Source organism: Oceanobacillus iheyensis HTE831 (genome assembly GCF_000011245.1).
Lineage (GTDB): Bacteria > Bacillota > Bacilli > Bacillales > Amphibacillaceae > Oceanobacillus > Oceanobacillus iheyensis.
In genome coordinates this window covers 2,871,434-2,895,484 of the sequence record NC_004193.1, presented here as the reverse complement: position 1 = coordinate 2,895,484, position 24,051 = coordinate 2,871,434, and the positions used below count along the sequence as shown (strand labels likewise).

The following is a 24,051-nucleotide window of genomic DNA, read 5'->3' as shown; positions in this document are numbered from 1 at the left end:
ATGGAGACAGTAACTTATGCTGGACCAAAGAACATTTTATTTCAGAATAATCGAAAACCAACGATAACCAAAGGTTGGGCAATTATAAAAACGTCATATGCTGGGATTTGTGGGAGTGATTTAAGTATATTTGCTGGTGTGCATCCACGTGCAGAGGCCCCTTTAGTCATGGGGCATGAGTTCTCAGGAACGATTGAAGAAGGTCACCCAACTTTAAAGAAAGGAACAAGGGTAACGGTCAATCCTTTATTACGTTGTGGTGAATGCTATCCTTGTCAAAATGGGTATAGCCATGTATGTGAGAACTTGAAATTAGTGGGTATAGATTGTGATGGTGGGATGGGAGAGTATGTGAAAGTTCCCATACATAGCATCGTACCTTTGAAAGATAATATTTCAATGAAATTAGGTGCGCTAATTGAGCCAGTTGCAGTTGCTGTACACGCGATAAGGCAAGGTAACTACATGCCTGGAGATAGCGTCGTAATTTTCGGTGCAGGAACGATTGGTCTTTGTGTAGCTTTAACTTTAAGGTCTTATGGAGCAAAGAATTTGATAATCGTGGAACCAAATAAATTACGATTAGAGAAGGCGAAACAACTCGGTTTTCAAACGTTGGATCCATTATCTGAGAATGTAACAGAGAAAATAGTAGAAGGAACCGATAATATTGGTGCAGATTACGTCTTTGATTGTGCGGGACATCCTTCTGTAGTGGAAGCCATTACCGAAGTTGTAAGAGTAAGAGGAAATATAGTTATTGTAGCTATGTATAAGCAGCCCCCAACCCTTGATATGAGACAAGGAATGTTTAAAGAATTAAATATACAATTTGTACGTGTTTATACAGATAAAGATTTTCAAATAGCCATTGACTTAGTAGACAATCACAAGGAGTATGAAGATATAATAACGCATGTCTTACAACCTGAAGAAGCACAAAAAGGCTTCGATTTATTAACTACTCATACAGATGCAGTCAAAGTAATGTATGAATTCAATAGGGGGGAGTTGTAATGAATGAATTGTTCAATTTGACTGGAAAAGTAGCTGTCATAACAGGTGGAAATCGAGGCATTGGAAAAAGTATTGCAACTGGATTGGCTAGTGCTGGGGCAAATATCGTTGTCATTGCTAGAAATGTTGGTGAAGATGTACTTGAGGAAATAAGACAAGAAGGAGTTGATGTGATAGGTATTAATTTCGACTTATCGAACTTTCAAGAGTATGAGTCATTAGTTCAAAAAGTGATAGCAGAATTTGGAAAAGTTGATATTTTAGTGAATAATGCTGGTGTCCAAATTCGTCATCCATCTGTTGAATTTCCCAAGAATGATTGGGATACTGTCATTGATATTAATACAAATGCTGTATTTTTTCTCTGTCAAGCATTCGGTAAACATATGCTTGAGCAAAAAAGTGGGAAAATTATTAATTTAGCATCAATGCTTTCATTTGAAGGGGGTTATCTCGTTCCGGCTTATGCTGCGAGTAAGGGAGCTGTTAAACAATTTACACAATCTTTATCGAATGAATGGGCGAAATTTGGAATCAATGTAAACTGTATCGCACCAGGGTATTTTGAAACCGAAATGAATACAGCAATTATTGAAGATGAGAAGCGTTACAATAGTATTTTAGAACGCATTCCGGCAGGTAGATGGGGAAAACCAGAAGACTTAAAAGGTGCAGCAATATTTTTAGCATCCAGTGCATCTGATTATATGAATGGATTTACTATAGCAGTGGATGGCGGATATTTAGGAAGATAAAAATAGTAGAAAGGGGAATGTAAAATGGAAATAAGATATGCAACAAATCCAAGAGATTTTAAAAATTACGATAATGAGCGAGTTAGAGAGGATTTCTTAATAAACAATCTTTTTGAAAAAGGAAATATAAATATGGTCTATTCTCACTATGACCGTTTAATTGTTGGAGGTGCTGTCCCTACAAATTCACCTTTACATTTGGAAGACAAAGAAACATTGAAAACAGAATACTTTTTAGAGAGAAGAGAGGTTGGCTTCTTTAATATTTCAAATAATAAAGGGAAAATCACTGTGGATGGTGAAGTATATGAATTAGATCATCGAGATTGTTTATATGTAGGAAAAGAAAATAAAAACATTTTAATTGAAAGTATAGATTCAGATAACCCAGCAAGATTTTATATTGTTTCTGCAACAGCTCATAAGAACTATCCTACTCAAAAAAAATCACTACAAGAAGCAACTCATAGACATTTGGGAGATGACTCTCAGTCGAATAAACGAGATCTTTATCAATATATACATGCAGATGGAATCCAAAGTTGCCAATTAATGATGGGAATGACTTTCTTATCGGAAAATAATATGTGGAATACAATGCCACCACATATTCATGACAGAAGAATGGAAGCTTATTTATATTTTGATATAGACGAAGATGAAAAGATTATGCATTTTATGGGACAACCAAATGATACAAGAAATATTGTAGTATCAAATGAACAAGCGGTACTCTCACCACCATGGTCTATTCACTCAGGTGTAGGTACTAAAAATTATACATTTATTTGGGCGATGGCTGGTGAAAATTATACATTTGATGATATGGATCATGTGGTTAAAAACCAGCTAAAATAGTAAGTAACTATTCTGGATAAAAGAATAGTTGTTGGTATCAACTATAATAATCGGGAGAATAAATAGTTCACACGAATAGGTGTGGACTATTTTATTTGTACTTATCCAAAGTTGTGAAATAAGTAAAACGTAATATTCTGCATACATATTAATGGAATAAATATAGGAATAAAGATTCAATTTACTGGATAGTTTATCCTATTAATTTAATCATCTTTGCTAATTGTTTATACTTATTTTAATAATTTAAATCTAAGAAATTATAACTATATTAAAGTAAAAGAGGGAATTGCTATGGATGCTTCTTTTCAAATTAGCCAGTTAACTACTGAAATCTCAAACCTTAATGCTACGATAAGATTTTGACAAATTCATTGAAGAGGCTGGAGATAAAATTACTCATGGAATTGATAATGTTACCTCTAATGTAAGTAATTTTATATCAGGTATTTTCAATTAATAATTTAAGGAGAGGAGGAAGATATTTTGGTTAATACTTTTATAAAGAAAAACAAAGACATCAAGAAGAATAATATATTTTCATTTAAACAAGGCTTGAATTTTTTTGTGATTAGTAATATTTTATTACTCAGCTTTATGGGTATCTTTTTAATAAATAGCGGTACAAACGTTACTATTATTGGGTTTTTAGTATCTGCAGAAGTATTTTTGATTTTACTTTTTTTGATAGCATGCTTAAAACCTAAAGAAAGAAAAAAACAACTATTGATAAAGACCAGTCCAAAGAGTGGATAGCATTATTGATCACATTTATCATTTTATCATTATTCTCATTAATTTTTATAGGTTTAAGTATTCCTTATCCTAGTACTATTGTGATGTTGGTATTAATTACAAACTTCATGGTAGCATTATACTCTATCGTTTTTCATCCAGTAGCAATTGCCATTTATGAAGCAAATGTGTTTGGCAAGAAGACTAGTTTATTGGATTACATTTTTAAATATATAGCGATATTTTTCTCGGGAATTAATTATTACGTTCAGAAAATATTATTAAAACTACCGCTCATTTTAAATAAATTAATAGCCATTGTCTTTGTTCTAGTATTATTATGGCAAGCATCTTTAATATTAGGAATATTTGACTGAGTTGAATTTGTTTATCGTTTTAGAAGACAGTATCGATTGTTTCAAAAATTTTGAGAAGGTTAAGTATGGGGTTTGGAAAGAGAGGAATCTGATTGGATAACAAAAAAAACTTCTCTATTAAAACAGGCTTTAAATGTTTCCTAATGACAAACATATTATTGGCTATCTTCACTGCAATATTTTTTATTAATAAAAGCGGTTGGCAAGTTGATGGAAGTACTTCGGTTAAGATGTTTGTAGTATTCGCACAGCCTTTTGTTATTTTGCTTTCCATAATAGCTTGCTTTAAACCTTATAAAAAGATTAAAAAAATAGAATTTGAAAAAGAACAACCAAAAGAGTGGATTGCATTATTGATTGCGATAATCTTACTTTCATTGTTTTCACTAATCTTTTTAGGTGTTAATATTCCTTTTCCTAGTACATTAATATTTGGAATGTTATCAATGAATTTTATGGTAGCTTTGTATTCTATTATATTTCACTCTTTCGCTATACGTATATATGAGGCGAATTTTTATCGTGGTAATAAATCTTTGCTTGATAATGTTTTTAAATATTTATCATTATATTTAATGGGTGTTAACTATTTTGTACAAAAACAGCTTCAAAAACTTCCGCTTTTAATTAATAAACTAGTTGCAATTATTTTTGTACTATTTTTAGTCTGGCAAATGTTTATTGTTGTTAATATTTTTGATCAGTAAAAAAAGATTAAACACTAACTTTTAATGGGAGGGAAAATGATGCAAAAAACAGAGGAAATTAGGCTTTCCGTTCATGAATTTGTTGCTGTTCTTGCACTATGTGGTTATGATTCAATGGCGAGACAAGTGATTAATGAGCAGGAATTAATAAAAAATGAAACTGAATTTACTCGTTTCATAGACGAAGCGGAAACGGGGCTAAAGCAGAAAGGTTATTGGGATGATGATAGAGAATCTAATCTAGCAAAAGGATTAGAAGATTTACTATATCTACTTGTTCATTCAAAGAAAAAAGTTCGCTGCATTCAGATGCGAGAAAAACAAGTTTTGCTTATTCATTCGTTGAACAACAGTAATGTACTTGTCCAAAGAATACAGATGGGGGAGCATACATTTTCATTCCATCATCGTGGAGAGGGATATTATGATATTCTTCGTAATCACTATGGAATGGCTAATACCGAAATCAACGTGGAGGGCTGGCAACCAATACAGTTGACGGATGAGATGTTTGATGAATTGCATACTACAGACCCTGAAATTTTACATGCGATGAAAGATGATGAAAATCAAGCTATTCCTTTGCGTGAATTGGCAAATGATCTTCTGAAGAACGGACAGGAATTCGATAATATTTCTTTTATGGTATCTAATTATGTGAAAGACCAGTCGGAGTTTGATGAGGTTCAATTCTTATTACCGGCAAATAATTATATTTGGCACTTGAATTATGACAACGTGGAAATTAAAAAAGAAGTTGTTCTCCAACCGATTTCTGTACGAACGTACTTTGAGGAAATTGATAGAGCTTTGATAGAGTTTCTTAATGAATAGCGTATTAAAATCACCCTTAAAAGATAGAAGAAAAGAGAGTGTTCAAATATGAACACTCTAATAATGATGATAGTTCTCTCTCTTTATATGCTAAACTCTTATCGTCACGCCGATAGTCCGTTACGCCAATAAGAGCTATAGCTGCATGTTAAAAAAATTCAATTTAAATGAAGGAATAGATGAAGTGTGCAACCCCATCCTCAGTATTTGAAAGGGTAATTTCATTACAGGATTCCTTTATTTCACTAGGTGCATTACCCATTGCTGCACTTTTTCCTGCTAGTTGTAACATAGATAAATCATTATAATTATCACCTACAGCAGCTGTATTAGATATGTCAATATTTAGCTTATTTGTTAGCATTTTTAGTGCATTACCTTTAGAAGCATTTCTATGCTCTAGTTCGAAGTTATGATGAGCTGATTTAACAATTGATAATCCTTCAAATTGCTTAAAATGTTCCCAACCTTTGCCGAGTTTCTCCTCATGAAATGAAAAAGCTAGAACATTATAAAAATCAATATCGAGTTCCGTCAAATCATGGTAAGTATCCATAAATGTGATACCTGTTTGACTAAATTGTTTATTCACAGCTTCGTGTAAATCATCGGTGCTAACTTCCTTATTTGCACTAATAATCCTATCTATTTCGACAGCTAAAAGATCTCTGCCATTTTTGGGAGAAAATATGGATTGATTACTGAGAATCTCGTAATAAAAATTTTCTTGCTCTAGCCAGCTAAATATTTTACTAGAATCTTCCTTATCAATGGGGGTAGAGTAAAATAATTCTCCGTTTGGTTGATGTATCGTTGCACCGTTCGCCCCAATAATCCAGGTACTTATTCCGGTAGCTTGGAAAATAGATTGAACGTCAAAATGTGCTCGCCCTGTTGCAATTACTACTTCTACTCCGTTGGCCTGTGCATCTTTAATCGACTCTAGGTTTGTGTTACTAATTTCATTTCGTTCATTAAGTAATGTACCATCTAAATCTATGGCAATTAATTTCACCATATTAATCATCTCCTTGGTCACCATTCTCTGCTGTTAAAAGTTCAACATGATGTTTATCTAACAGTTCTCTAAATGATTGTGGTGGTGTTTTATCAGTTATTAATAAATCAATATCTTGCAAATTCGCAAATCGGAAAAAATCCGTATTACCTAATTTTGTGTTGTCAGCTAATGCAATTACTTGCTTAGCTTGCTGTATCATTTTTCTTTTTACTGCACCATCTTCTTCATGGGCAATTGTTAAACCACTTTCAGATATACCTACAACTCCGATAAAAGCTTTATCCACATTGTATTCGGAGAGCTTATCTATAACGGAAGAGCCATACACATATCGATGCTCTTTTTCCAAAATACCACCTAATAACTGAATATTTATATTTGAATTAGAGGATAATACATCTGCTTGGTTGATAGAATTGGTGATTATCGTACATTCAGTATTGTTAATTTGCTCGGCACAGGATTGTACCGTAGTTGAAGCATCTAAAATAATCCTGTCTCCTGGATAAATTAGAGATGCTGCTTTTTTACCAATCACCTTTTTTTCATCTGAAACAATATTTAATCGATGCGAGTAGTTTTTAATTTCCGTATGAATGGAAGGGAGGAGAGCCCCACCGCGAGTACGTACTATTTTGCTTTCTTCTTCTAGTTTTACTAGATCTCTTCTCGCAGTATCTCGAGATATATTGAAAAGTGTACAAATTTGTTCAACGGAAATTCTCTTATTCTCTTTCAAATAGTCCAGTATAGAGATCAATCTTTCTTCTTGATACAAAGATATCTCCTCCTTTTAAGTAATTATACAACAAAAATAAGCATTTGTAATTATAAATAAGTAAAAATAAGTGTTTTGGTTAAAATTGTATGCAGATTGACAGTATGGATTTGTTTCTAAAACCCAATGGGAGTTGAGAAATCCGGAAAAGTGGTGAATAGCAGTGCTCTCTAAACCAAATAAAACGGGGAAATCGAATAAAGTAGTCAATAGAAGTGTTCTCTAACCCAATGGGAGTTGAGAAATCCGGAAAAGTGGTGAATAGAAGTGTTCTCTAAACTAAATAAAGCGGGGAAATCGAATAAAGTAGTCAATAGAAGTGTTCTCTAAACCAAATAAAGCGGAGAAACCGAATAAAGTAGTCAATAGAAGTGTTCTCTAAACCAAATAAAGCGGAGAAACTGTAGAAAGTAGTCAATAGAAGTGTTCTCTAAACCAAATAAAGCGAAGAAACCGTAGAAAGTAGTCAATAGAAGTGCTAGAGTATGTTGCTGGTAACCCCGGCTGCATTAAATAACAATCCAAGGTTACCAACAGTCTTGAAGTAATTCATCCCAAATCGGTGTTATGCGATATAGCTCTCTTGCGTGGTATTTACTCGAGATTCGCGTGTTTGCCGTACATTGTTTGAGAGTCTAATCCTTTTTTGTTCATAAACTGTAAGATTAGAGCATCGTAAAATAACATCATTGTTTGCTCAAAAAGAGAGCCCATTGGTTGGATCGTTTTGTAATTACTCTCTGTGCGATCTTTCGTGGCTCCGGGTAGTTGAACAACAATGTCTGCTAATTTTCCAATTGTGGATTCTGGTGCAGTAGTTACTACTGCGACCGTACCTCTTAATTTTTTTGCTTTTTCTGCAATGGAAACTAGGGTTTTTGTTTCTCCTGACCCTGATCCGATGATTAATAGGTCATCTTCTTTTAAATTAGCAGTTACTGTTTCGCCTACTGCATAAGCATCAATTCCCATATGCATCATTCTCATCACAAAAGATTTTCCTATAAACCCAGATCTTCCAGCACCAGCAACAAAAATTTTATTTGATTCTGTAATACTCTCCATTAATTTTTCTGCTTCATTTTCAGAAATTAATTGGAGTGATTGAGTTAATTCCTGTACGATTTCAAATGCATATTGTGTTGTTTTCATCACTGTATCACTATCCTAATTGGATTAATTCTTTCATTTCACGAGCAACAGTTTGTTTATCTTCTTTGCTTGTGATTCCACCACCTACAATGATAAGGTCCGGTTGGTGCTTAATTACTTCTGGTAGTGTTTCTTGTTTGATCCCACCTGCGATAGCCGTTTGGGCTTGTTTAACAACACTTTTAATAGTTGCGAGATCTTCAAAAGAGTTCTTCCCTACCGCTTGTAAATCATAGCCAGTGTGTACGCAAATATAATCTACGCCTAGTTCATCTAATTCTTTTGCGCGTGTCTCAATATCTTTTACGGCAATCATATCGACAAGAATCTTTTTGTTATGTTTTTTAGCTTCTTCGACGGCTCCTTGGATTGATTGATCTTCGGCTGTACCAAGAATGGTAATAATATCAGCTCCTGCTTGAGAAGCCTGACTTACTTCATATCCTGCTGCATCCATAATTTTAAGGTCAGCTAATACCGTTAAGTCTGGGAAAGCAGCTTTCATTTCTTTTACTGCTTTAAGTCCTTCATTAATAACGACGGGTGTACCAATTTCTACGACATCAATATATGGTTCAACTTCCTTCACTAATTCGATTGCTTCCGGTATGTTGACAAGGTCTAGTGCTAGTTGTAATTTCATGTTGACTCTCCCTTTCTTTTTTAAAGTATGATGTCCATTATAAGTTCTAACTATCATGAACGGAAGTACGCACTTTCAACACATATAGTGACAAAAAGTATACTGTAAAAGGTAGTATTATTTTTTGCAAATAAAAAACCATATACGATTGTACATGGTTTTTAAGCGTTATTTGTTGAATTTTCTTGTGTTGAGCGATCTAGATGGTCTTCTAAAAAATCTTTGTAATCTTTGCCCCAATCATACATTGCTTCTAATATAGGCATTAAAGTCTTCCCGCGTTCTGTCAGTGAATATTCTACTTTCGGAGGTACGACTGGATACACTTCACGATGAACAATAAAGTCAGATTCTAATTCTCGAAGCTGATTTACTAGCATGCGTTGGGTAATATTAGGCATGAGTGATTTCAATTCGTTAAATCGCTTTGTTCCTTCTTTACCTAAATACCAAAGAATTAACATTTTCCATTTACCGCCAATTACTGCTAGTGTTAATTCTTTTTCACAGTTAAAATCTCTATTGCAAACATGTCCCATGATTTAACTCCTTTCAACATAACCATAGCTATCTGAATGATTGTAAGAAATTATATCGTTTATATTTGTGTGCATCAAATAAGAAAAATTATTTAAATGTTCATAAAACAAATACCAGGTTAGCCCACCTATATTTTTATGCCAAAATATGTTAATCTAACGTAAGTGAATAACATAGAATTCTGCACTACTGCAGGAGAGGTTCGCGATTTAAATCCCTCTATAAAAAACTAAGGAGATAAACAACACGCTTCTTTGTGTTGTTTTTTTGATTGGATGAACTGTGAAAAAACAGTCGATCCATCATCAGTAAACATTATTTCCTTCTTCTTTTTTTATATGAGTTGGATATATTGATATTTGAGGAAAAGAGAGGAGAAATAATATGTTTCAAAAGTTGAAACTATCTATTGTTCAACAAAGAATGAGGGGGATGTGGAAATGATGCAGCAAATATATCCTGTAACACCTCATTCTTATGCTTATGAACTAAACAAGGACTTTCAATTCTCCGCAGCCCATTATATTCCGCATGATCAAGCAGGTAAGTGTCAACAAATGCATGGTCACACATATTTTACGAATATAACAGTTGTTGGAGATGAACTCGATGAAACTGGATTTTTAGTGAATTTCAAACAGATTAAGAATTTAATTCATAAACGCTTTGATCATGGAGTAATCAATGATGATGCTGCTTTTTCAGATGAGCAAGCAGTTGATTTTCCAACCACTGAGGTTGTTGCTCGTAAAATATATGAAATCATTCAGGAGTATTTAGATGGTCTGCAAAATAAGCCGAAGTGTATCCAAGTTTATTTACGTGAAACTCCTACCAGTTACTGTATTTATCGTCCAAAAGGAGGGAAATCAATATGAAGATTCCCGTTTTGGAAATATTCGGTCCTACGATTCAAGGTGAAGGTATGGTTATAGGTAGAAAAACGATGTTTGTGCGTACGGCAGGTTGTGATTACTCTTGTTCTTGGTGTGATTCTAAATTTACATGGGATGGATCGGAAAAAGACTCGATTCAACTGTTAGAACCAGAGGAAGTTTTTGATTCATTAAAAGATATAGGTGGCAATACATTTGGTCATGTAACGATTTCAGGCGGAAACCCTGCATTATTAAAGCAAATAGATGGATTAGTCGATCTATTACATCAACACCAAATAGAAGTCGCTTTGGAAACACAGGGAAGTAGATGGCAAGATTGGTTTACAAAAGTGGATGACTTAACATTATCCCCCAAGCCTCCAAGCTCAGGAATGAAAACTAATTTTACTACACTCGATAACATCATTGAGAGATTAGATAAAGAACAAGACGGACATTTTAGTTTGAAAGTTGTCATTTTTGATCAAGAGGATTTGACCTACGCAGAACAAATACATGTAAGATATCCATTTGTTACATTATTTCTACAAGTAGGGAATGATAATATAGAAGCAAGTGAGGATGATAGATTACTATCGGACCTGCTAGATAAATATGAAAAGTTAATTGACCTTGTGATGGAAAATAAGGTTCTAAAAGATGTTCGTGTATTACCACAATTGCACACCTATTTGTGGGGAAACAAGCGGGGCGTGTAGCCCATAATAAAAAACAAGGATCGTTGTTGCCAGCGTTCCTTGTTTTTTACATTTATACGAATCTATTTAAAGAAAAAGGGGATATATCTAAACTAGTTTCTCCTCGAATTGCCAATTGACTTAATAATTCTCCAACGGCACTGCTAAATTTAAAACCGTGACCAGAGAAACCACAAGCGACAAGTACATGTTGATAGTTTGGCAGTCGATCGATAATGAAGTCACCGTCTGGAGTATTTGTATAGGTGCAAACCTTCCCTTGGCTGTGCTGTATATTAGGAGACATGTATCGATGAACAAATTGACTAACATCTTCTTTATCTTCACGGTATGTTCCAAAAGTTTTCAAGGCTTCATCTGCCTTCACAGGATGGCCACCGTCATGTCTGCCAATTTTTATACCAGCATTATCAATACTAGGGAAGCCGTAGTATTTTTCGTTTCCATTATCAAAAGACCAGGCAGGAAAGGCATCAGAATGATAGATAGATTCATCTGTCTTGAACCACGAGAACGTCTTTCGAACTGGGAATAATGGTAGCTCATAGCCAAGTAAAGATAATATTTGATTTGTTCCTTTTCCCGCAGTGATGATAAGTTGCTTAGCTTTTATCGTATCACTTGATAATTGTATTGTTATGTGTTGATTTGTTACATCCAAATGGTGAATATATGCATTGGTATAAAAGGAGGCGCCGAGTGCTGTAGCTAAGTCTCGATAAGACTGGAGAACTTTTTCACTCATTAACACGCCAGAATTCGTTTCATAAACCCCCATTAGATGATCAGGTAACCGAAACCCATGCCATCTACTATTGATTTGCTTTGCTGATAGAATCTCAGCTTGTAATCTATATTGACGAACAGATTGAATCACATTCTGTAAAAATACAGAATTATCCCCTCCGATATTTAATACACCAGTCTGATGAAATATATCTTGATTAAACGTTTGATTGAGATCATTCCACAATTCTTGCGATCTTAATGCCAATGGGACGTATGCTGCTCCTTCGCCATATGCATGTCGAATAATTCGAGTTTCCCCATGATGGGAACCTTCTGAATGAGGTGGATCATTAGAATCAATCAGTGCTACAGTTTTTCCAGCTTTTGAAAGATAATATCCCGCTGATAAGCCCATCGATCCTGCTCCAATAACTGCAATATCGTAAATCAAGATTACCCCATCTCCTTTCCTTTATATATGAGTATTTTAATGGATAGTGGTTGAGGGTTCAATTAATAATTTCACTGAGCAGATTTCCTAAATGGGAAAGATAAATTCGTATTTTATGTAATTACGATAAGAACTTATATAAAAGACCTTTCAATAAAGTGGTTGCTTCGTTATAATTGTGTATATAATATACTGATTTTTCAGATTTAAATAATCTTATTTCAATCAACTTAGTAGTTAATATTATAGTTGTGAATACTGGCGGCATTGGAAAAGAGAAAATTAAATATGCAGTGAATGGCATGATGAATACAACGTTTTACTCAGATGAAAATTTATTAAAATACTAAAAAAGCTATCCTGACTCAAGGAGTGGATTGATGTGCAAGTGAAAACAGCTGTTTTACGTACTCAAGGAGCAGATTCACCGTACAAGGAAAGTAAACCTATTAAAATAGAGACGTTAGAATTGGATGCTCCTCAGCTTGGTGAAGTATTAATTCAAATAAAAGCTGCAAGTCTCTGTCATTCAGACTTATCCGTTATTAATGGAAGTCGACCAAGACCTCTTCCAATGGCTCTTGGGCATGAGGCATCCGGTGTGGTTGTTGAAGTTGGAGAAGGGGTTACATATTTAGAGCCAGGAGATCATATTGTATGTGTGTTTGTACCAAGTTGTGGACATTGTGTACCTTGTAAAGAAGGTCGTCCGGCATTATGCGAACCAGGTGCAGACTCGAATACTGCTGGAACATTAATTAGTGGTGGCATCCGATTACATGCTGATGGTGAAGCGATTAATCATCATCTTGGTGTATCTGCGTTTTCAGAATTTGCAGTGGTATCTAGAAATTCCTTAGTAAAGGTAAAAAAGGATATTCCATTTGAAAAACTCGCATTATTTGGTTGTGCAGTAATAACCGGAGTGGGAGCAGTTGTGAATACAGCCAATGTGAAGCTTGGTAGTACAGTTGCAATTGTTGGGCTAGGTGGAATCGGACTCAGTGCTTTACTGGGTGCAGTAGCTGCAGGTGCCTCCAGAATAATAGCGGTAGATATCAATGAAAACAAACTTAAACAAGCAAAAGAACTAGGAGCTACCGATGTCTTTAATTCTACAGAAGAAACAGTTATCCAACAAATTAAAGAAGCAACCGATGGCGGTGTAAACTATGCATTTGAAACAGCCGGTGCTGTCCCAGCAATGGAAGTCGCTTATGGCATTACAAAGCGTGGCGGAACTACAGTGACCACTGGTTTACCACATCCAGAACATCAATTTTCATTTCCATATGTGACATTAACTGCTGAGGAGAAGACACTAAAAGGCTCGTATGTTGGTAGTTGCGTACCTGACCGTGATATTCCAAGATACATGAATTTATTTAAACAAGATCGTCTACCTGTAGATAAATTGATGACAGATTTTATTTCTCTAGATGAAATAAACGAAGGGTTTGATAAGTTAGCAAAAGGGGATTCGTCGAGAATTATTATTAAAATGTAGTAGAATACAAGAGTTGCTTCGTGAAGGAGTGACTCTTTTTTTGGAGTAAAATCGGGTAGAGGTTAAGGCAGTGGAGGAAGAAAGCCAAACTAAATGAAGTTTAGCTTTAATTCTCTAGCTCTTTTACCGTTTCCCCTTTAATTAACCTTGGTTGATAGTAATATTCGTTTGATACGTCTTTGCTTCCCTGTAACTTCTTAATAACCCAGTCTGCGGCATCATTTCCCATTTGCTCTTGGGGATGTGTCAAGGTTGTAAGTTTGATATTTGCATTTTGAGCAATGTAAGAATTGTCCTGTCCAATAATCGATAATTCATCTGGAATGGATACCCCGAGCTGTTTACATAAATTGGCTACAACTAAACCAACTTCATCGTTATAACATACAATGGCAGTGAGAAAACCTCTATTTTCATTAATAAAATCCTTCAAGTCAGTCGATAAATTTTCCTTTGTTTCGGTATTGTAAGAGAACACATTTTCAGGCTGAAAACGTAATTTTGCTTCTCCGAGTGCTTTAATATACCCTTTCATCCGGAACTTTCCTTGTAAATCATCTTCTTTTGAAATCAGACCAATCTGCTTATGCCCTTTTAAAATCAATTCATTCGTTGCAAGATAACTGGATTGTACATCATCCAAACTTAAAAATGGTACATCTAATTCTTCATAGTAAGCATTGATCATAATGAATGGAATATCTTGTTCCATAAATAGTAAATAGTAAGCTATATTTGGGTTATATAAATTACTTTTCGTCGGTTCAACAATTAAACCATCTATACCATAGGACAACATCATTTCCAACGCCTTTTTTTCTTGTTCGACGTCATTATTTGTGCTAGCCAACAGTAGAGAATAATTATCTTCATTCAACCTGCGTTCAATTCCCCGAATAATCGATGGAAAAATATAATCTGAGATGTAGGTAGTAATTACACCAATTGTTTTTTTGTTGTTCGTATTACCACTATATTTTGTTTTGTAAAGGTTACTAACATAAGTGCCTGATCCTTTTTCACTCCGCAAAAAACCTTCATTAGATAATTCTAGGATAGCTTTACGAACTGTGTGACGACTAACATTATAATTTTGTTGCAAGGAGGATTCTGTTGGGATTTTATCTAACACACTGTATTCTCCTGAGAGAATCTTACTTTTCATATCATCTATGATGACTTGATATTTAGGTTTCATGATTATCACTTCCTTATTGTTCGTGTGTTAACAGCCTGTCACTATACTTGTATGTACATATTTTGACATAGTTTCGAGGTATTGAAAAGAATATAGATTGCTCTTGGTCGCATAAAAAGGTTAAAGAATTAAATTCTTTCGTTATTAATTTAATTTGTACGTATATATATATATTTATAATTGACAAATGTACGTACAATAATTAAACTGTATTTAACAATTATACAAGATCCAATATTAAAAAAGAAAGCGTATCCTTTTTTTTATTAAATGATGTAGGCGTTTTCAGAAAGGGGATTTACTTGGAGAAAAATCAAGCACATATCAAAGAATGGATTGCCAACGGTGAAACGTCACTTGGCATCGAATTTGGTTCTACTCGGATAAAAGCGATTTTAATAGATAATAGTTTTCATACTATAGCTTCTGGTAGTTTTGAATGGGAAAATGAGTTAGAGAATGGTTTTTGGACGTACAACTTAGTTGATATTGTTACAGGACTGCAGACAGCTTATAGTGAAATGAAGCAAAATGTAGAGAGAGAATATGGTATTACTATTCGGACGATTGGTTCTGTTGGAGTATCTGCGATGATGCATGGATACATGGCCTTTGATAAAACTGGTGAGTTATTAGTGCCATTTCGGACATGGCGTAATGCATCAACAACTACTGCAGCAAAAGAATTAACAGATTTATTCCAGTTTAACATCCCAGAAAGATGGAGTATTGCGCATCTTTATCAAGCGATATTAAATGAGGAAAAACATCTTCCTCGTATTGACGTAATTACGACGTTATCTGGTTTTATTCATTGGTTATTAACGGGTGAAAAAGTGATTGGTATTGGTGATGCTTCTGGAGTGTTCCCAATAGACAAATCAACGAAAGATTACAATCAGTCCATGATAAAACGATTTAATAAAACCATTGAAAGTAAACAGTATCCATGGGAAGTGGAGGATATTCTTCCAAATATTCTTGTTGGTGGAGAAGAAGCAGGTAGACTAACTCAAGTTGGAGCGGAAATTATTGATAGGTCAAAGAATCTTCAACCAGGAATCCCATTCTGTCCTCCTGAAGGTGATGCGGGTACAGGGATGGTCGCTACTAACAGTATTAGAAAGCGTACAGGAAATGTCTCCGTAGGAACTTCGGTATTTGCCATGATCGTATTGGATAACGAGCTTACCGACGTTTATCCAGAAATTGATATGGTGACGACACCAAGTGGTAGCCCAGTTGCCATGGTTCATGCGAATAATTGCTCAAGTGATCTCAATGCGTGGATTGGTTTATTCCGTGAGTTTTATGAAGCGATGGGGCAGACGGTTGATACAGATCAAATTTTTGAAGTTATGTTAAAGAAATCGATGAAAGCGGATCCGGATGGTGGCGGTTTACTTAGTTACGGTTACCTTTCTGGAGAGAATATCACTGGTATAGAAAAAGGCCGCCCGTTGTTTGTCCGCTCTCCCGAAAGCAATTTTAATCTAGCAAACTTTATGCGAACGCACTTGTTTACAGCATTTGGTGCATTGAAAATTGGAATGGATATTTTGACGAAAGAAGAAAAAGTTACGATTGATTCCATCCTAGCACATGGTGGTTTATTTAAAACACCATTAGCAGGACAGAAGATTGTATCTGCTGCTATGAATGTTCCAGTTTCTGTTATGGACACTGCTGGAGATGGTGGTGCATGGGGAGTTGCGATTCTAGCTTCTTATATGAGAAATAGAGAGCGAAATGAGAGTTTAGAAGATTTTCTTGATACAAAAGTATTTGAAAGTGCATCCGCGAAAGAAATTTATCCGGATGGACTAGATGTGGAAGGCTTTGAAAAGTTTATGGAACGTTATAAAGAAGGTTTAGCTATAGAGGGAGCTGCAGCAGAGCATTTTATTGAACAGATAAATTAGGAGGATCAGACATGTTAGAACAATTAAAAGAAGAGGTTTTTGAAGCAAATTTAGATTTGCCGAAACAAGGCCTTGTTAAATATACATGGGGGAATGCTAGTGCCTTTGATCGTGAAAGTGGTTTGTTTGTCATAAAACCTAGTGGTGTGGATTACAAAACAATGAAAGCTAGCGATATGGTTGTTGTTGATTTAGACGGAAATGTTGTCGAAGGGGAATTAAATCCTTCATCAGATACAGCAACTCACGCAGTACTTTATAAGCGCTACCCTGAACTTGGCGGAATTGTTCACACACACTCCACTTGGGCAACTGTCTGGGCCCAAGCAGGTCTCGATGTACCGGTGATGGGTACTACACACGCGGATACGTTTTATGGCGCGGTACCTTGTACCCGATTTTTGACTCAGGAAGAGATCGACCGTGGATATGAGGCGGAAACTGGGCGTGTAATTATAGAAACGTTTGAAGAACGAGGTTTAGATGTTTTCGCAATCCCAGGTGTTTTGCTTCACGGGCACGCTCCTTTTACTTGGGGAAAAGATGTTCAATCAGCAGTTGTGAATAGCGTGGTACTAGAAGAAGTGGCAAAAATGAATTTATTTGCTCGAGAATTAAACCGATTTGCACCGGAATTACCGGATCGGATCTTAGATAAACATTATTTACGTAAGCATGGTGGAGATGCTTATTACGGACAAAAATAATACAGCGAAACTATTAAACTATGAAATGAGGATGAATATGCTTACATTAAAAGAAAAAGAATTTTGGTTTGTTGTCGGTTCTCAACAATTATACGGAGAAGAAGCGTTACAAGAAGTGAAAGCACAGGCACAAACAGTTACAGATGCGTTAAATGAAAGTGGTGCACTACCGTATCCAATTGTGTTGAAAGATTTAGCAATTAATGCCGACCAAATCACAAACGTGATGAAAGAAGTGAACTACCGAGATGAGGTTGCAGGTGTTATTACATGGATGCACACATTCTCACCTGCAAAAATGTGGATTCGTGGAACGAAACTATTACAAAAACCATTACTGCATTTAGCAACGCAATTTAATGAAAGTATTCCTTGGGATACCATTGATATGGATTTCATGAATCTAAACCAATCTGCTCATGGGGATCGTGAGTACGGTTTTATCAATGCGAGATTAAATAAACAAAATAAAGTTGTAGTCGGTTATTGGGGTAAATCTGAAGTGCAACGCCAAATTGCAGAATGGATGGATGTAGCAGCAGCATATAACGAAAGCTTTAACGTTAAAGTTGCTCGATTCGGTGATAATATGCGTAATGTTGCGGTTACCGATGGAGATAAAATTGAAGCGCAAATTCAATTTGGTTGGACAGTCGACTACTTTGCAATTGGCGATTTAGTTCAATATGTCAATGCTGTGAAAGAAGAAGAAATTGATGTCTTATTTGCAGAGTACAAAGATAGCTATGACTTTGATTATGGAGATTACAGTAAAGACGATTGGGAAGCAAGTGTCAGAGTTCAAGCAAGTTATGAGATTGCGATTAAACGCTTTCTTGATGACGGTGGTTACAATGCTTTCACATCGAACTTTGAAGATTTATATGGGATGAAACAACTTCCTGGTTTAGCGGTTCAACGTTTAATGGGACAAGGTTATGGATTTGCAGGTGAAGGCGATTGGAAAACGGCAGCCCTTGATCGTTTACTAAAAGTGATGAGTCATAACCAATCCACAGGCTTTATGGAAGATTACACATATGAATTAGCCGAGGGGAAAGAGGCTATTCTTCAATCCCATATGCTTGAGGTAGACCCGACTTTAGCATCTACTAAACCGAAAATTACTGTTTTCCCTCTGGGTATAGGTGATCGTGAAGATCCTGCCAGACTAGTATTCGATGGCAAAGCTGGAGATGGTGTCGTTGTCTCTATGGCAGACTTTGGAACGCATTTTAAACTTCTTATAAATGAAGTTAATGCATTTGAGCCAACAACTCCTGCACCTAACTTGCCAGTAGCTCGTGTACTTTGGGAAGTGAAGCCTAATTTCCAAGATGGTGTGAAGGCTTGGATAGAAAACGGTGGAGGCCACCACACAGTTGTTTCCTTGAATTTAACGACAGATCAAGTGGTATCGTATGCCAAACTTGTAGGATTGGATTATATCGTAATTAAGTAAGGATAAACATCCAAGGAAGTACTCCTTCCTTGGATGAAATTAAGTAATTTGATAGTGGAAATAAATGTAACTTAAATAGTAGAAAAAACCCATGTATTATGGTTAATATGAAAGCGTTTTATATCGACTATATTTAATTTTGGTAGCGGTTTATTTTGGCGGTTCTTAGTTAAAGTAGTATAGGAGTGGATGATAATGATTCAAGATAAGAAAATATCAAGTAAGTTCATTTATTTTTTTGGAGCTTTTGGAGGTATTCTCTTTGGTTATGATATTGGTGTTATGACAGGAGCTTTACCTTTTCTGCAAAGTGATTGGAATCTTCAAAACGATCCTACTGCAATAGGATGGATTACTTCATCGTTAATGCTAGGTGCAATCTTTGGAGGGGCGCTATCAGGTCAATTATCAGATCGTATAGGAAGACGTAAGATGATTTTAATCGCTTCTATTATTTTTGCACTAGGTTCTATTATGGCTGGGATTTCTCCTCATAATGGCATTCTATTTATGATTGTATCTCGCATTATTTTAGGACTTGCTGTAGGAGCAGCTTCAGCTCTAGTACCAGCATATATGTCTGAAATGGCCCCTGCACGTTTACGTGGACGTTTATCAGGAATTAATCAAACGATGATAGTTTCAGGGATGTTACTCTCGTATATCGTTGCATTTGTATTAAAAGATTTACCGGAAACAATGGCTTGGCGCTTAATGCTTAGTTTGGCAGCGGTACCAGCGTTAATTTTATTCTTCGGAGTATTAAGATTACCAGAATCACCTCGTTTTCTAATCAAAAATAATAAAATAAACGAAGCTCGTAAAGTATTGAGTTATATTCGTCCAAAAGAAAAAATTGAAAGCGAAATCTCTCAAATTCAAGCATCAACAAAATATGAAGAAAAAGCAAGCCAAAAAACATCTTGGGGAACACTGTTAAGCGGTAAATATCGTTATTTAGTAATTGCTGGTTTAGGTGTAGCTGCTTTCCAACAATTCCAGGGTGCAAATGCTATTTTTTATTACATCCCGTTAATTGTAGAGAATGCGACAGGGAATGCAGCAAGTTCAGCTCTTATGTGGCCGATAATTCAAGGGATAATATTAGTACTAGGTTCGCTCCTATTCCTACTAATTGCTGACAAGTTCAATCGACGTACATTATTAACACTTGGTGGAACTGTTATGGGATTATCGTTTATATTACCGGCGATTTTAAATATCGTTATCCCGAATGCAAGTCCAATGATGATCGTTGTATTCTTAAGTATCTACGTTGCTTTTTATTCGTTCACATGGGCTCCTTTAACTTGGGTTATAGTTGGAGAAATCTTCCCGCTAGTCATTAGAGGACGTTCTTCGGGATTAGCGTCATCGTTTAATTGGATCGGATCTTTCTTAGTTGGATTATTATTCCCAGTTATGGTTGCTTCGATGGCACAAGAAGCAGTTTTCGCAATTTTTGGTGCGATTTGTCTGCTAGGTGTACTATTTGTTCGATTATGTGTACCTGAAACGCGTGGTCGTTCTCTTGAGGAAATTGAGAAAATAGGAGAAAGTAAACAGCTTCATAAGAAAACAGTTTAAATGCTGTTGAAGATTTTATAATAGATGAGGATTCAACATAATTTTTGAACAGAAGATGAATGATAGATAATGAGAGAAAGAGGCTGGTGAGTTAACGATGCTTAAACGTCGTTACCTCACCCAGCCGCCTACATACTTTTGTCTCATCTTCTTCTTCATGTATTCGATCTAAACCTTCAAATAAAGGATGGCTTGAATCGAACAATTACTCTTGTCTCACCTTTTGTCATTATCCAATAAATCGTTTCGTTATTTCTTGTGGTCTGGTGATAGCTCCACCTACCACGCATGCATGAGCTCCAAGCTCAATACATCGTTTGAACATTTCTGGGGTTAGTATATTTCCCTCCGCAATGATTGGTATTTTCACTTCGGATAGTAAGTTCTTAAGAAAGCTAAAATCATTATCATAGATTTTGTGATTAGAAGTATTACTCGTATAACCATGTAGAGTGGTAGAGATACAGTCAAAACCTAGCTTTTCTGCAATTTTTGCCTCTTCTAAAGTTGCGATATCTGCCATTAACTCAACCTCACTATTTAATCTTTTTGTATAATCCACTAAATCTTGAAGCTTGATATCTTGTGGGCGATTTCTTGTAGTCGCGTCTATAGCAATCATTTCACAATTACTTTCTAATAGCTCATCAATTTCTTTATAAGTAGCAGTTATAAAAACCTCACTGTCTTTATAATCTCTCTTCACAATTCCTACCACAGGAAGATTAACCTCTTCTTTTATTTGAATAATATCTTCTTTTGTATTAGCTCTAATTCCTTTTGCACCGCCTTGTTTCGCTGCAAGTGCCATTTTGGACATAATAAAGGAACTATGCAATGGTTCATCAGGTAATGCCTGACAAGATACAATCAAGCTATTTTTAATTTGATCTAACATATTTTATTATCCTCCTTTAATAAATAGTAAAACGGTGTCTTATGAATCTACTATGTAAAATAATCGATATTTAATTAGGTGTGAACGTAGCTTTAGTATGGGCGTGAATGTAGCTGAAAACAAGTATAATATATTGAAAGAGCTCAAAGAAAGGTTAGTATTTATGCACCATTTTAAGCGTGCATCCATATCCAAGCTTCTTAGGCTATTCTATGAGAAATAAGCAACTCTGTATCGGTGTTAATAAAATAATGATATGGAATCATTGACAAAGCAGATTCAGAATTCTAATATTTAAATAATATATATTAATTTTCAGATTTTTTAATAAAACACTAGAGAGAGGTAGTAAATATGGAAAATCTTTATCATTCCCTTGATTCCCTTTACGAAGAAATCGTACAAATACGCCGACATCTGCATCAACATCCAGAGCTTTCTTTTCAAGAAGTACATACGCCAAAGTATATTGCAGAATATCATGAGAAGTTAGGGCATCGCGTTCGTACAAATGTTGGTGGAAATGGGGTTGTTGCTTATTTACAAGGAGGTAAGCCAGGCCCGACAGTTGCGATGCGGGCAGATTTTGATGCGTTACCAATTAAAGAAGAAACTGGATTACCTTTTCAATCTCAGAACGAAGGAGTAATGCATGCATGCGGACATGATGCACATACGGCAACCCTTTTAGGTCTTGCAAAAGCATTGAATGGGATGAAAGAAGAATTAGAGGGTACAGTTGTTTTTATTCATCAGCATGCGGAAGAGGTTATTCCTGGTGGAGCAAAGTTGATGATTGAAGATGGTTGCTTGGATGGAGTGGATGTTATTTTTGGTACGCATATTCAAGCACAGACACCTTTAGGCGAAGTGAATTATCGTGTTGGTCCATTGCAAGCTGCTGCGGATTTCTTTGAAATTGATATACAAGGAAAAGGTGGGCATGGCGCATATCCACATCAAACAAAGGATAGTATTGTTATTGGGAGCCAACTAGTAAATAACCTTCAACAAATTGTTAGCCGAAAGGTCGATCCGTTACATTCAGCTGTTGTATCGGTGGGTTCTTTTGAAGCAATCAATGCGAATAATGTAATTGCAGATACTGCAGAATTAAAAGGAACCGTACGAACGTTTGATGAAGGTGTTCGAGACTTGATCGAAGCAGAAATGGAAAGAGTGGTTTCTGCAACCTGTGAGTTGGCTAATGCTAAAGGAGTACTGCATTATCGTAGAGGTTATCCTTCCCTTGTTACTCATGAAAAAGAAACATTATTTGTAGCAAATCTAGCAGAAGGTATTCCTGGTGTAGAAGTAGTGCAAGAGTCACCTCAGGTCATGGGGGGAGAAGATTTTTCATATTATCTTCAACAGGTGAAAGGTACGTTTTTCTTTACGGGAGCAGAGATTAACGGAAGGAAGAGTCCTATCCACATCATCATCCTAAATTTGATATTGATGAAAGAGGATTACTTATTGCAGCAAAAGTGTTAGGCAGAGCGACAATAACGTATATGCAAGAAAATAGTAAGAGTGAAAATGTAATGGAGCTATAGATTTGAAATTACAAAAAGCTGAGATTCTAATAGGGTCACAGCTTTTTGTAATCTAGTGATTGGAAGGAGGAAACTCGATGATACGTATTTTAAAAAGAAGTAGCTTTATATTACTATTTATGGTAGTTGGAATTGTATTAATGGCTTGTTCGAACGAAGCTGAAAGTAAAGAAGGGATTCCAGAAGAAAACAATGGGGAATTAAATAAAGGTAGTGAGGATTTAAAAAAATTAGAAGAAGAATTTGATGTGAGGCTAGGTGTGTATGCCATAGATACAGGAGCAGATAAGGAAATTAGCTATCGAGAAAATGAGCGGTTTGCCTACACTTCTACATTTAAACCATTGGCTGTTGGGGCCGTCCTCCAAACGAAGTCTGATGAAGAATTAGAAGAAACTATTACATATAGCGAAGAAGATTTGGTTACGTATTCACCTATTACCGAGCAACATGTGGATGAAGGTATGACCCTTGTAGAAATTGCTGATGCTGCAATTCGATATAGCGATAATACTGCTGGAAACCTCCTTTTAGAAGCTATGGGTGGTCCAGATGAATTAGAGACTATTTTAAGGGATATTGGTGATGAAACAATTGAAATGGATCGTTATGAAACAGAGCTAAATGAAGCAAAACCAGGTGATATTCGTGATACAAGTACGGCGAAAGCAATGGCAACAACGCTTCAACAATATGTATTAGAAGATGTGCTAGATGCAGATAGAAGAGAAGTTCTCACAAACATGCTTATTAACAATACGACAGGTGATGCGCTAATTCGTGCCGGTGTACCTGATGGTTGGACTGTTGGTGATAAGACAGGAGCAGGAGGATATGGAACGAGAAATGACATTGGTATCATTTGGCCAGAAGGTGACGAGGAGCCAATTGTTATTGCGATCATGTCTAGTCGCGATGAAGAAGATGCAGATTATGATGATAAATTAATAGAAAAAGCGACGGAGATCGTGCTGCAGGAATTGAGAAATTAATAACAGGAATAAAATTCAGTATATTTTG

Annotated in this window: 23 protein-coding genes, 1 pseudogene and 1 riboswitch; of the genes and pseudogenes, 16 read left to right on the top strand and 8 right to left on the bottom strand. The window is 35.7% G+C overall.

Annotation, left to right across the window (positions count from 1 at the left end; genetic code table 11):
* From OB_RS14385 to OB_RS14355, 7 genes are all read left to right on the top strand, one after another.
* Positions 1 to 1,017: a zinc-dependent alcohol dehydrogenase gene (locus tag OB_RS14385; RefSeq protein ID WP_011067211.1), complete on the top strand. Its 1,017-nt coding sequence runs from the start codon at positions 1 to 3 to the stop codon at positions 1,015 to 1,017.
* Positions 1,017 to 1,772 carry an SDR family oxidoreductase gene (locus OB_RS14380; RefSeq protein WP_011067210.1) on the top strand — a complete coding sequence of 252 codons (756 nt, stop codon included), beginning with the start codon at positions 1,017 to 1,019 and terminating at the stop codon, positions 1,770 to 1,772. Before OB_RS14385 ends, OB_RS14380 begins: the two co-directional genes overlap by 1 nt.
* 24 nt (positions 1,773 to 1,796) lie before the next feature.
* Positions 1,797 to 2,630 carry a 5-dehydro-4-deoxy-D-glucuronate isomerase gene (gene kduI, locus OB_RS14375; RefSeq protein WP_011067209.1) on the top strand — a complete coding sequence of 278 codons (834 nt, stop codon included), beginning with the start codon at positions 1,797 to 1,799 and terminating at the stop codon, positions 2,628 to 2,630.
* A 486-nt stretch (positions 2,631 to 3,116) separates the two neighbouring features.
* A complete protein-coding gene (locus OB_RS18675) occupies positions 3,117 to 3,386 on the top strand; it encodes a hypothetical protein (protein ID WP_041544312.1) in 270 nt (89 codons plus the stop codon).
* Positions 3,387 to 3,391: 5 nt separating this feature from the next.
* Positions 3,392 to 3,742, top strand: coding sequence for a hypothetical protein (locus OB_RS18670; protein WP_011067208.1), 351 nt, complete (start codon positions 3,392 to 3,394; stop codon positions 3,740 to 3,742).
* 92 nt (positions 3,743 to 3,834) lie between these two features.
* Positions 3,835 to 4,449, top strand: coding sequence for a hypothetical protein (locus OB_RS14360; RefSeq protein ID WP_011067207.1), 615 nt, complete (start codon positions 3,835 to 3,837; stop codon positions 4,447 to 4,449).
* A gap of 39 nt (positions 4,450 to 4,488) precedes the next feature.
* Entirely contained in the window at positions 4,489 to 5,283 is a 795-nt protein-coding gene (locus OB_RS14355) for a hypothetical protein (protein WP_011067206.1), read from the top strand.
* Positions 5,284 to 5,446: 163 nt separating this feature from the next.
* Here the strand turns inward: OB_RS14355 and OB_RS14350 are convergent, their stop codons facing one another.
* The 5 genes from OB_RS14350 to OB_RS14330 all read right to left on the bottom strand — a co-directional run bounded on the left by OB_RS14350 (position 5,447) and on the right by OB_RS14330 (position 9,416).
* Positions 5,447 to 6,301, bottom strand: coding sequence for a Cof-type HAD-IIB family hydrolase (locus OB_RS14350; RefSeq protein WP_011067205.1), 855 nt, complete (start codon positions 6,299 to 6,301; stop codon positions 5,447 to 5,449).
* Position 6,302: 1 nt separating this feature from the next.
* Positions 6,303 to 7,082, bottom strand: coding sequence for a DeoR/GlpR family DNA-binding transcription regulator (locus tag OB_RS14345; RefSeq protein WP_011067204.1), 780 nt, complete (start codon positions 7,080 to 7,082; stop codon positions 6,303 to 6,305).
* 594 nt (positions 7,083 to 7,676) lie between these two features.
* Positions 7,677 to 8,234 carry a 6-phospho-3-hexuloisomerase gene (hxlB, locus tag OB_RS14340; RefSeq protein ID WP_011067203.1) on the bottom strand — a complete coding sequence of 186 codons (558 nt, stop codon included), beginning with the start codon at positions 8,232 to 8,234 and terminating at the stop codon, positions 7,677 to 7,679.
* Positions 8,235 to 8,244: 10 nt separating this feature from the next.
* Positions 8,245 to 8,877: a 3-hexulose-6-phosphate synthase gene (hxlA, locus tag OB_RS14335; RefSeq protein ID WP_011067202.1), complete on the bottom strand. Its 633-nt coding sequence runs from the start codon at positions 8,875 to 8,877 to the stop codon at positions 8,245 to 8,247.
* Between the two features lie 161 nt (positions 8,878 to 9,038).
* Positions 9,039 to 9,416 (bottom strand): winged helix-turn-helix transcriptional regulator, encoded by a 378-nt coding sequence (locus tag OB_RS14330; RefSeq protein WP_011067201.1) that lies wholly within the window; start codon positions 9,414 to 9,416, stop codon positions 9,039 to 9,041.
* A gap of 192 nt (positions 9,417 to 9,608) precedes the next feature.
* A riboswitch (PreQ1 riboswitch) is annotated at positions 9,609 to 9,656 on the top strand.
* A gap of 201 nt (positions 9,657 to 9,857) precedes the next feature.
* On the opposite strand from OB_RS14330, the gene queD reads away from it, so the two are divergent.
* Together queD and queE are read left to right on the top strand one after the other, a co-directional pair.
* Positions 9,858 to 10,295: a 6-carboxytetrahydropterin synthase QueD gene (gene queD, locus OB_RS14325; RefSeq protein ID WP_041544311.1), complete on the top strand. Its 438-nt coding sequence runs from the start codon at positions 9,858 to 9,860 to the stop codon at positions 10,293 to 10,295.
* Positions 10,292 to 11,014 carry a 7-carboxy-7-deazaguanine synthase QueE gene (gene queE / locus OB_RS14320; RefSeq protein ID WP_011067199.1) on the top strand — a complete coding sequence of 241 codons (723 nt, stop codon included), beginning with the start codon at positions 10,292 to 10,294 and terminating at the stop codon, positions 11,012 to 11,014. Before queD ends, queE begins: the two co-directional genes overlap by 4 nt.
* A gap of 52 nt (positions 11,015 to 11,066) precedes the next feature.
* Here the strand turns inward: queE and solA are convergent, their stop codons facing one another.
* On the bottom strand, positions 11,067 to 12,194 hold the full coding sequence (gene solA / locus OB_RS14315; RefSeq protein WP_011067198.1) for an N-methyl-L-tryptophan oxidase: 1,128 nt from the start codon (positions 12,192 to 12,194) through the stop codon (positions 11,067 to 11,069).
* A gap of 382 nt (positions 12,195 to 12,576) precedes the next feature.
* Here solA and OB_RS14310 point away from each other — a divergent pair, with 382 nt between their 5' ends.
* On the top strand, positions 12,577 to 13,701 hold the full coding sequence (locus OB_RS14310; RefSeq protein WP_011067197.1) for a zinc-dependent alcohol dehydrogenase family protein: 1,125 nt from the start codon (positions 12,577 to 12,579) through the stop codon (positions 13,699 to 13,701).
* A 106-nt stretch (positions 13,702 to 13,807) separates the two neighbouring features.
* Here the strand turns inward: OB_RS14310 and OB_RS14305 are convergent, their stop codons facing one another.
* The gene (locus OB_RS14305) at positions 13,808 to 14,899 is read right to left on the bottom strand and encodes a GntR family transcriptional regulator (RefSeq protein ID WP_011067196.1); all 1,092 of its coding nucleotides are present in this window, start codon (positions 14,897 to 14,899) and stop codon (positions 13,808 to 13,810) included.
* A gap of 302 nt (positions 14,900 to 15,201) precedes the next feature.
* Here OB_RS14305 and OB_RS14300 point away from each other — a divergent pair, with 302 nt between their 5' ends.
* The 4 genes from OB_RS14300 to OB_RS14285 all read left to right on the top strand — a co-directional run bounded on the left by OB_RS14300 (position 15,202) and on the right by OB_RS14285 (position 20,577).
* Complete coding sequence (locus tag OB_RS14300) at positions 15,202 to 16,821, top strand: xylulokinase (protein ID WP_011067195.1); 1,620 nt, start codon at positions 15,202 to 15,204, stop codon at positions 16,819 to 16,821.
* 11 nt (positions 16,822 to 16,832) lie between these two features.
* The gene (locus OB_RS14295; protein WP_011067194.1) at positions 16,833 to 17,528 is read left to right on the top strand and encodes an L-ribulose-5-phosphate 4-epimerase; all 696 of its coding nucleotides are present in this window, start codon (positions 16,833 to 16,835) and stop codon (positions 17,526 to 17,528) included.
* Positions 17,529 to 17,565: 37 nt separating this feature from the next.
* Positions 17,566 to 18,990 (top strand): L-arabinose isomerase, encoded by a 1,425-nt coding sequence (gene araA / locus OB_RS14290; RefSeq protein WP_041544585.1) that lies wholly within the window; start codon positions 17,566 to 17,568, stop codon positions 18,988 to 18,990.
* 195 nt (positions 18,991 to 19,185) lie between these two features.
* On the top strand, positions 19,186 to 20,577 hold the full coding sequence (locus tag OB_RS14285) for a sugar porter family MFS transporter (protein WP_011067192.1): 1,392 nt from the start codon (positions 19,186 to 19,188) through the stop codon (positions 20,575 to 20,577).
* Positions 20,578 to 20,806: 229 nt separating this feature from the next.
* On the opposite strand, the gene OB_RS14280 is transcribed toward OB_RS14285, so the two are convergent.
* Positions 20,807 to 21,475 (bottom strand): N-acetylmannosamine-6-phosphate 2-epimerase, encoded by a 669-nt coding sequence (locus tag OB_RS14280; protein WP_011067191.1) that lies wholly within the window; start codon positions 21,473 to 21,475, stop codon positions 20,807 to 20,809.
* 354 nt (positions 21,476 to 21,829) lie between these two features.
* Between OB_RS14280 and OB_RS14275 the strand changes: the two are divergent.
* Both OB_RS14275 and bla read left to right on the top strand, forming a co-directional pair.
* Positions 21,830 to 23,031, top strand: a pseudogene (locus OB_RS14275) (M20 family metallopeptidase).
* A gap of 77 nt (positions 23,032 to 23,108) precedes the next feature.
* The gene (bla, locus tag OB_RS14270) at positions 23,109 to 24,023 is read left to right on the top strand and encodes a class A beta-lactamase (RefSeq protein WP_011067189.1); all 915 of its coding nucleotides are present in this window, start codon (positions 23,109 to 23,111) and stop codon (positions 24,021 to 24,023) included.
* The last annotated feature ends 28 nt before the right edge of the window (positions 24,024 to 24,051 follow it).

What these genes read in the sequence shown, in the direction of transcription:
- OB_RS14385 (WP_011067211.1), top strand. Translation starts at nt 1, where the DNA reads ATGGAGACAGTAACTTATGCTGGACCAAAGAACATTTTATTTCAGAAT.
- OB_RS14380 (WP_011067210.1), top strand. Translation starts at nt 1,017, where the DNA reads ATGAATGAATTGTTCAATTTGACTGGAAAAGTAGCTGTCATAACAGGT.
- kduI (WP_011067209.1), top strand. Translation starts at nt 1,797, where the DNA reads ATGGAAATAAGATATGCAACAAATCCAAGAGATTTTAAAAATTACGAT.
- OB_RS14355 (WP_011067206.1), top strand. Translation starts at nt 4,489, where the DNA reads ATGCAAAAAACAGAGGAAATTAGGCTTTCCGTTCATGAATTTGTTGCT.
- OB_RS14350 (WP_011067205.1), bottom strand. Translation starts at nt 6,301, where the DNA reads ATGGTGAAATTAATTGCCATAGATTTAGATGGTACATTACTTAATGAA.
- hxlB (WP_011067203.1), bottom strand. Translation starts at nt 8,234, where the DNA reads ATGAAAACAACACAATATGCATTTGAAATCGTACAGGAATTAACTCAA.
- hxlA (WP_011067202.1), bottom strand. Translation starts at nt 8,877, where the DNA reads ATGAAATTACAACTAGCACTAGACCTTGTCAACATACCGGAAGCAATC.
- OB_RS14330 (WP_011067201.1), bottom strand. Translation starts at nt 9,416, where the DNA reads ATGGGACATGTTTGCAATAGAGATTTTAACTGTGAAAAAGAATTAACA.
- queD (WP_041544311.1), top strand. Translation starts at nt 9,858, where the DNA reads ATGATGCAGCAAATATATCCTGTAACACCTCATTCTTATGCTTATGAA.
- queE (WP_011067199.1), top strand. Translation starts at nt 10,292, where the DNA reads ATGAAGATTCCCGTTTTGGAAATATTCGGTCCTACGATTCAAGGTGAA.
- OB_RS14305 (WP_011067196.1), bottom strand. Translation starts at nt 14,899, where the DNA reads ATGAAACCTAAATATCAAGTCATCATAGATGATATGAAAAGTAAGATT.
- OB_RS14295 (WP_011067194.1), top strand. Translation starts at nt 16,833, where the DNA reads ATGTTAGAACAATTAAAAGAAGAGGTTTTTGAAGCAAATTTAGATTTG.
- araA (WP_041544585.1), top strand. Translation starts at nt 17,566, where the DNA reads ATGCTTACATTAAAAGAAAAAGAATTTTGGTTTGTTGTCGGTTCTCAA.
- OB_RS14285 (WP_011067192.1), top strand. Translation starts at nt 19,186, where the DNA reads ATGATTCAAGATAAGAAAATATCAAGTAAGTTCATTTATTTTTTTGGA.
- OB_RS14280 (WP_011067191.1), bottom strand. Translation starts at nt 21,475, where the DNA reads ATGTTAGATCAAATTAAAAATAGCTTGATTGTATCTTGTCAGGCATTA.
- bla (WP_011067189.1), top strand. Translation starts at nt 23,109, where the DNA reads ATGATACGTATTTTAAAAAGAAGTAGCTTTATATTACTATTTATGGTA.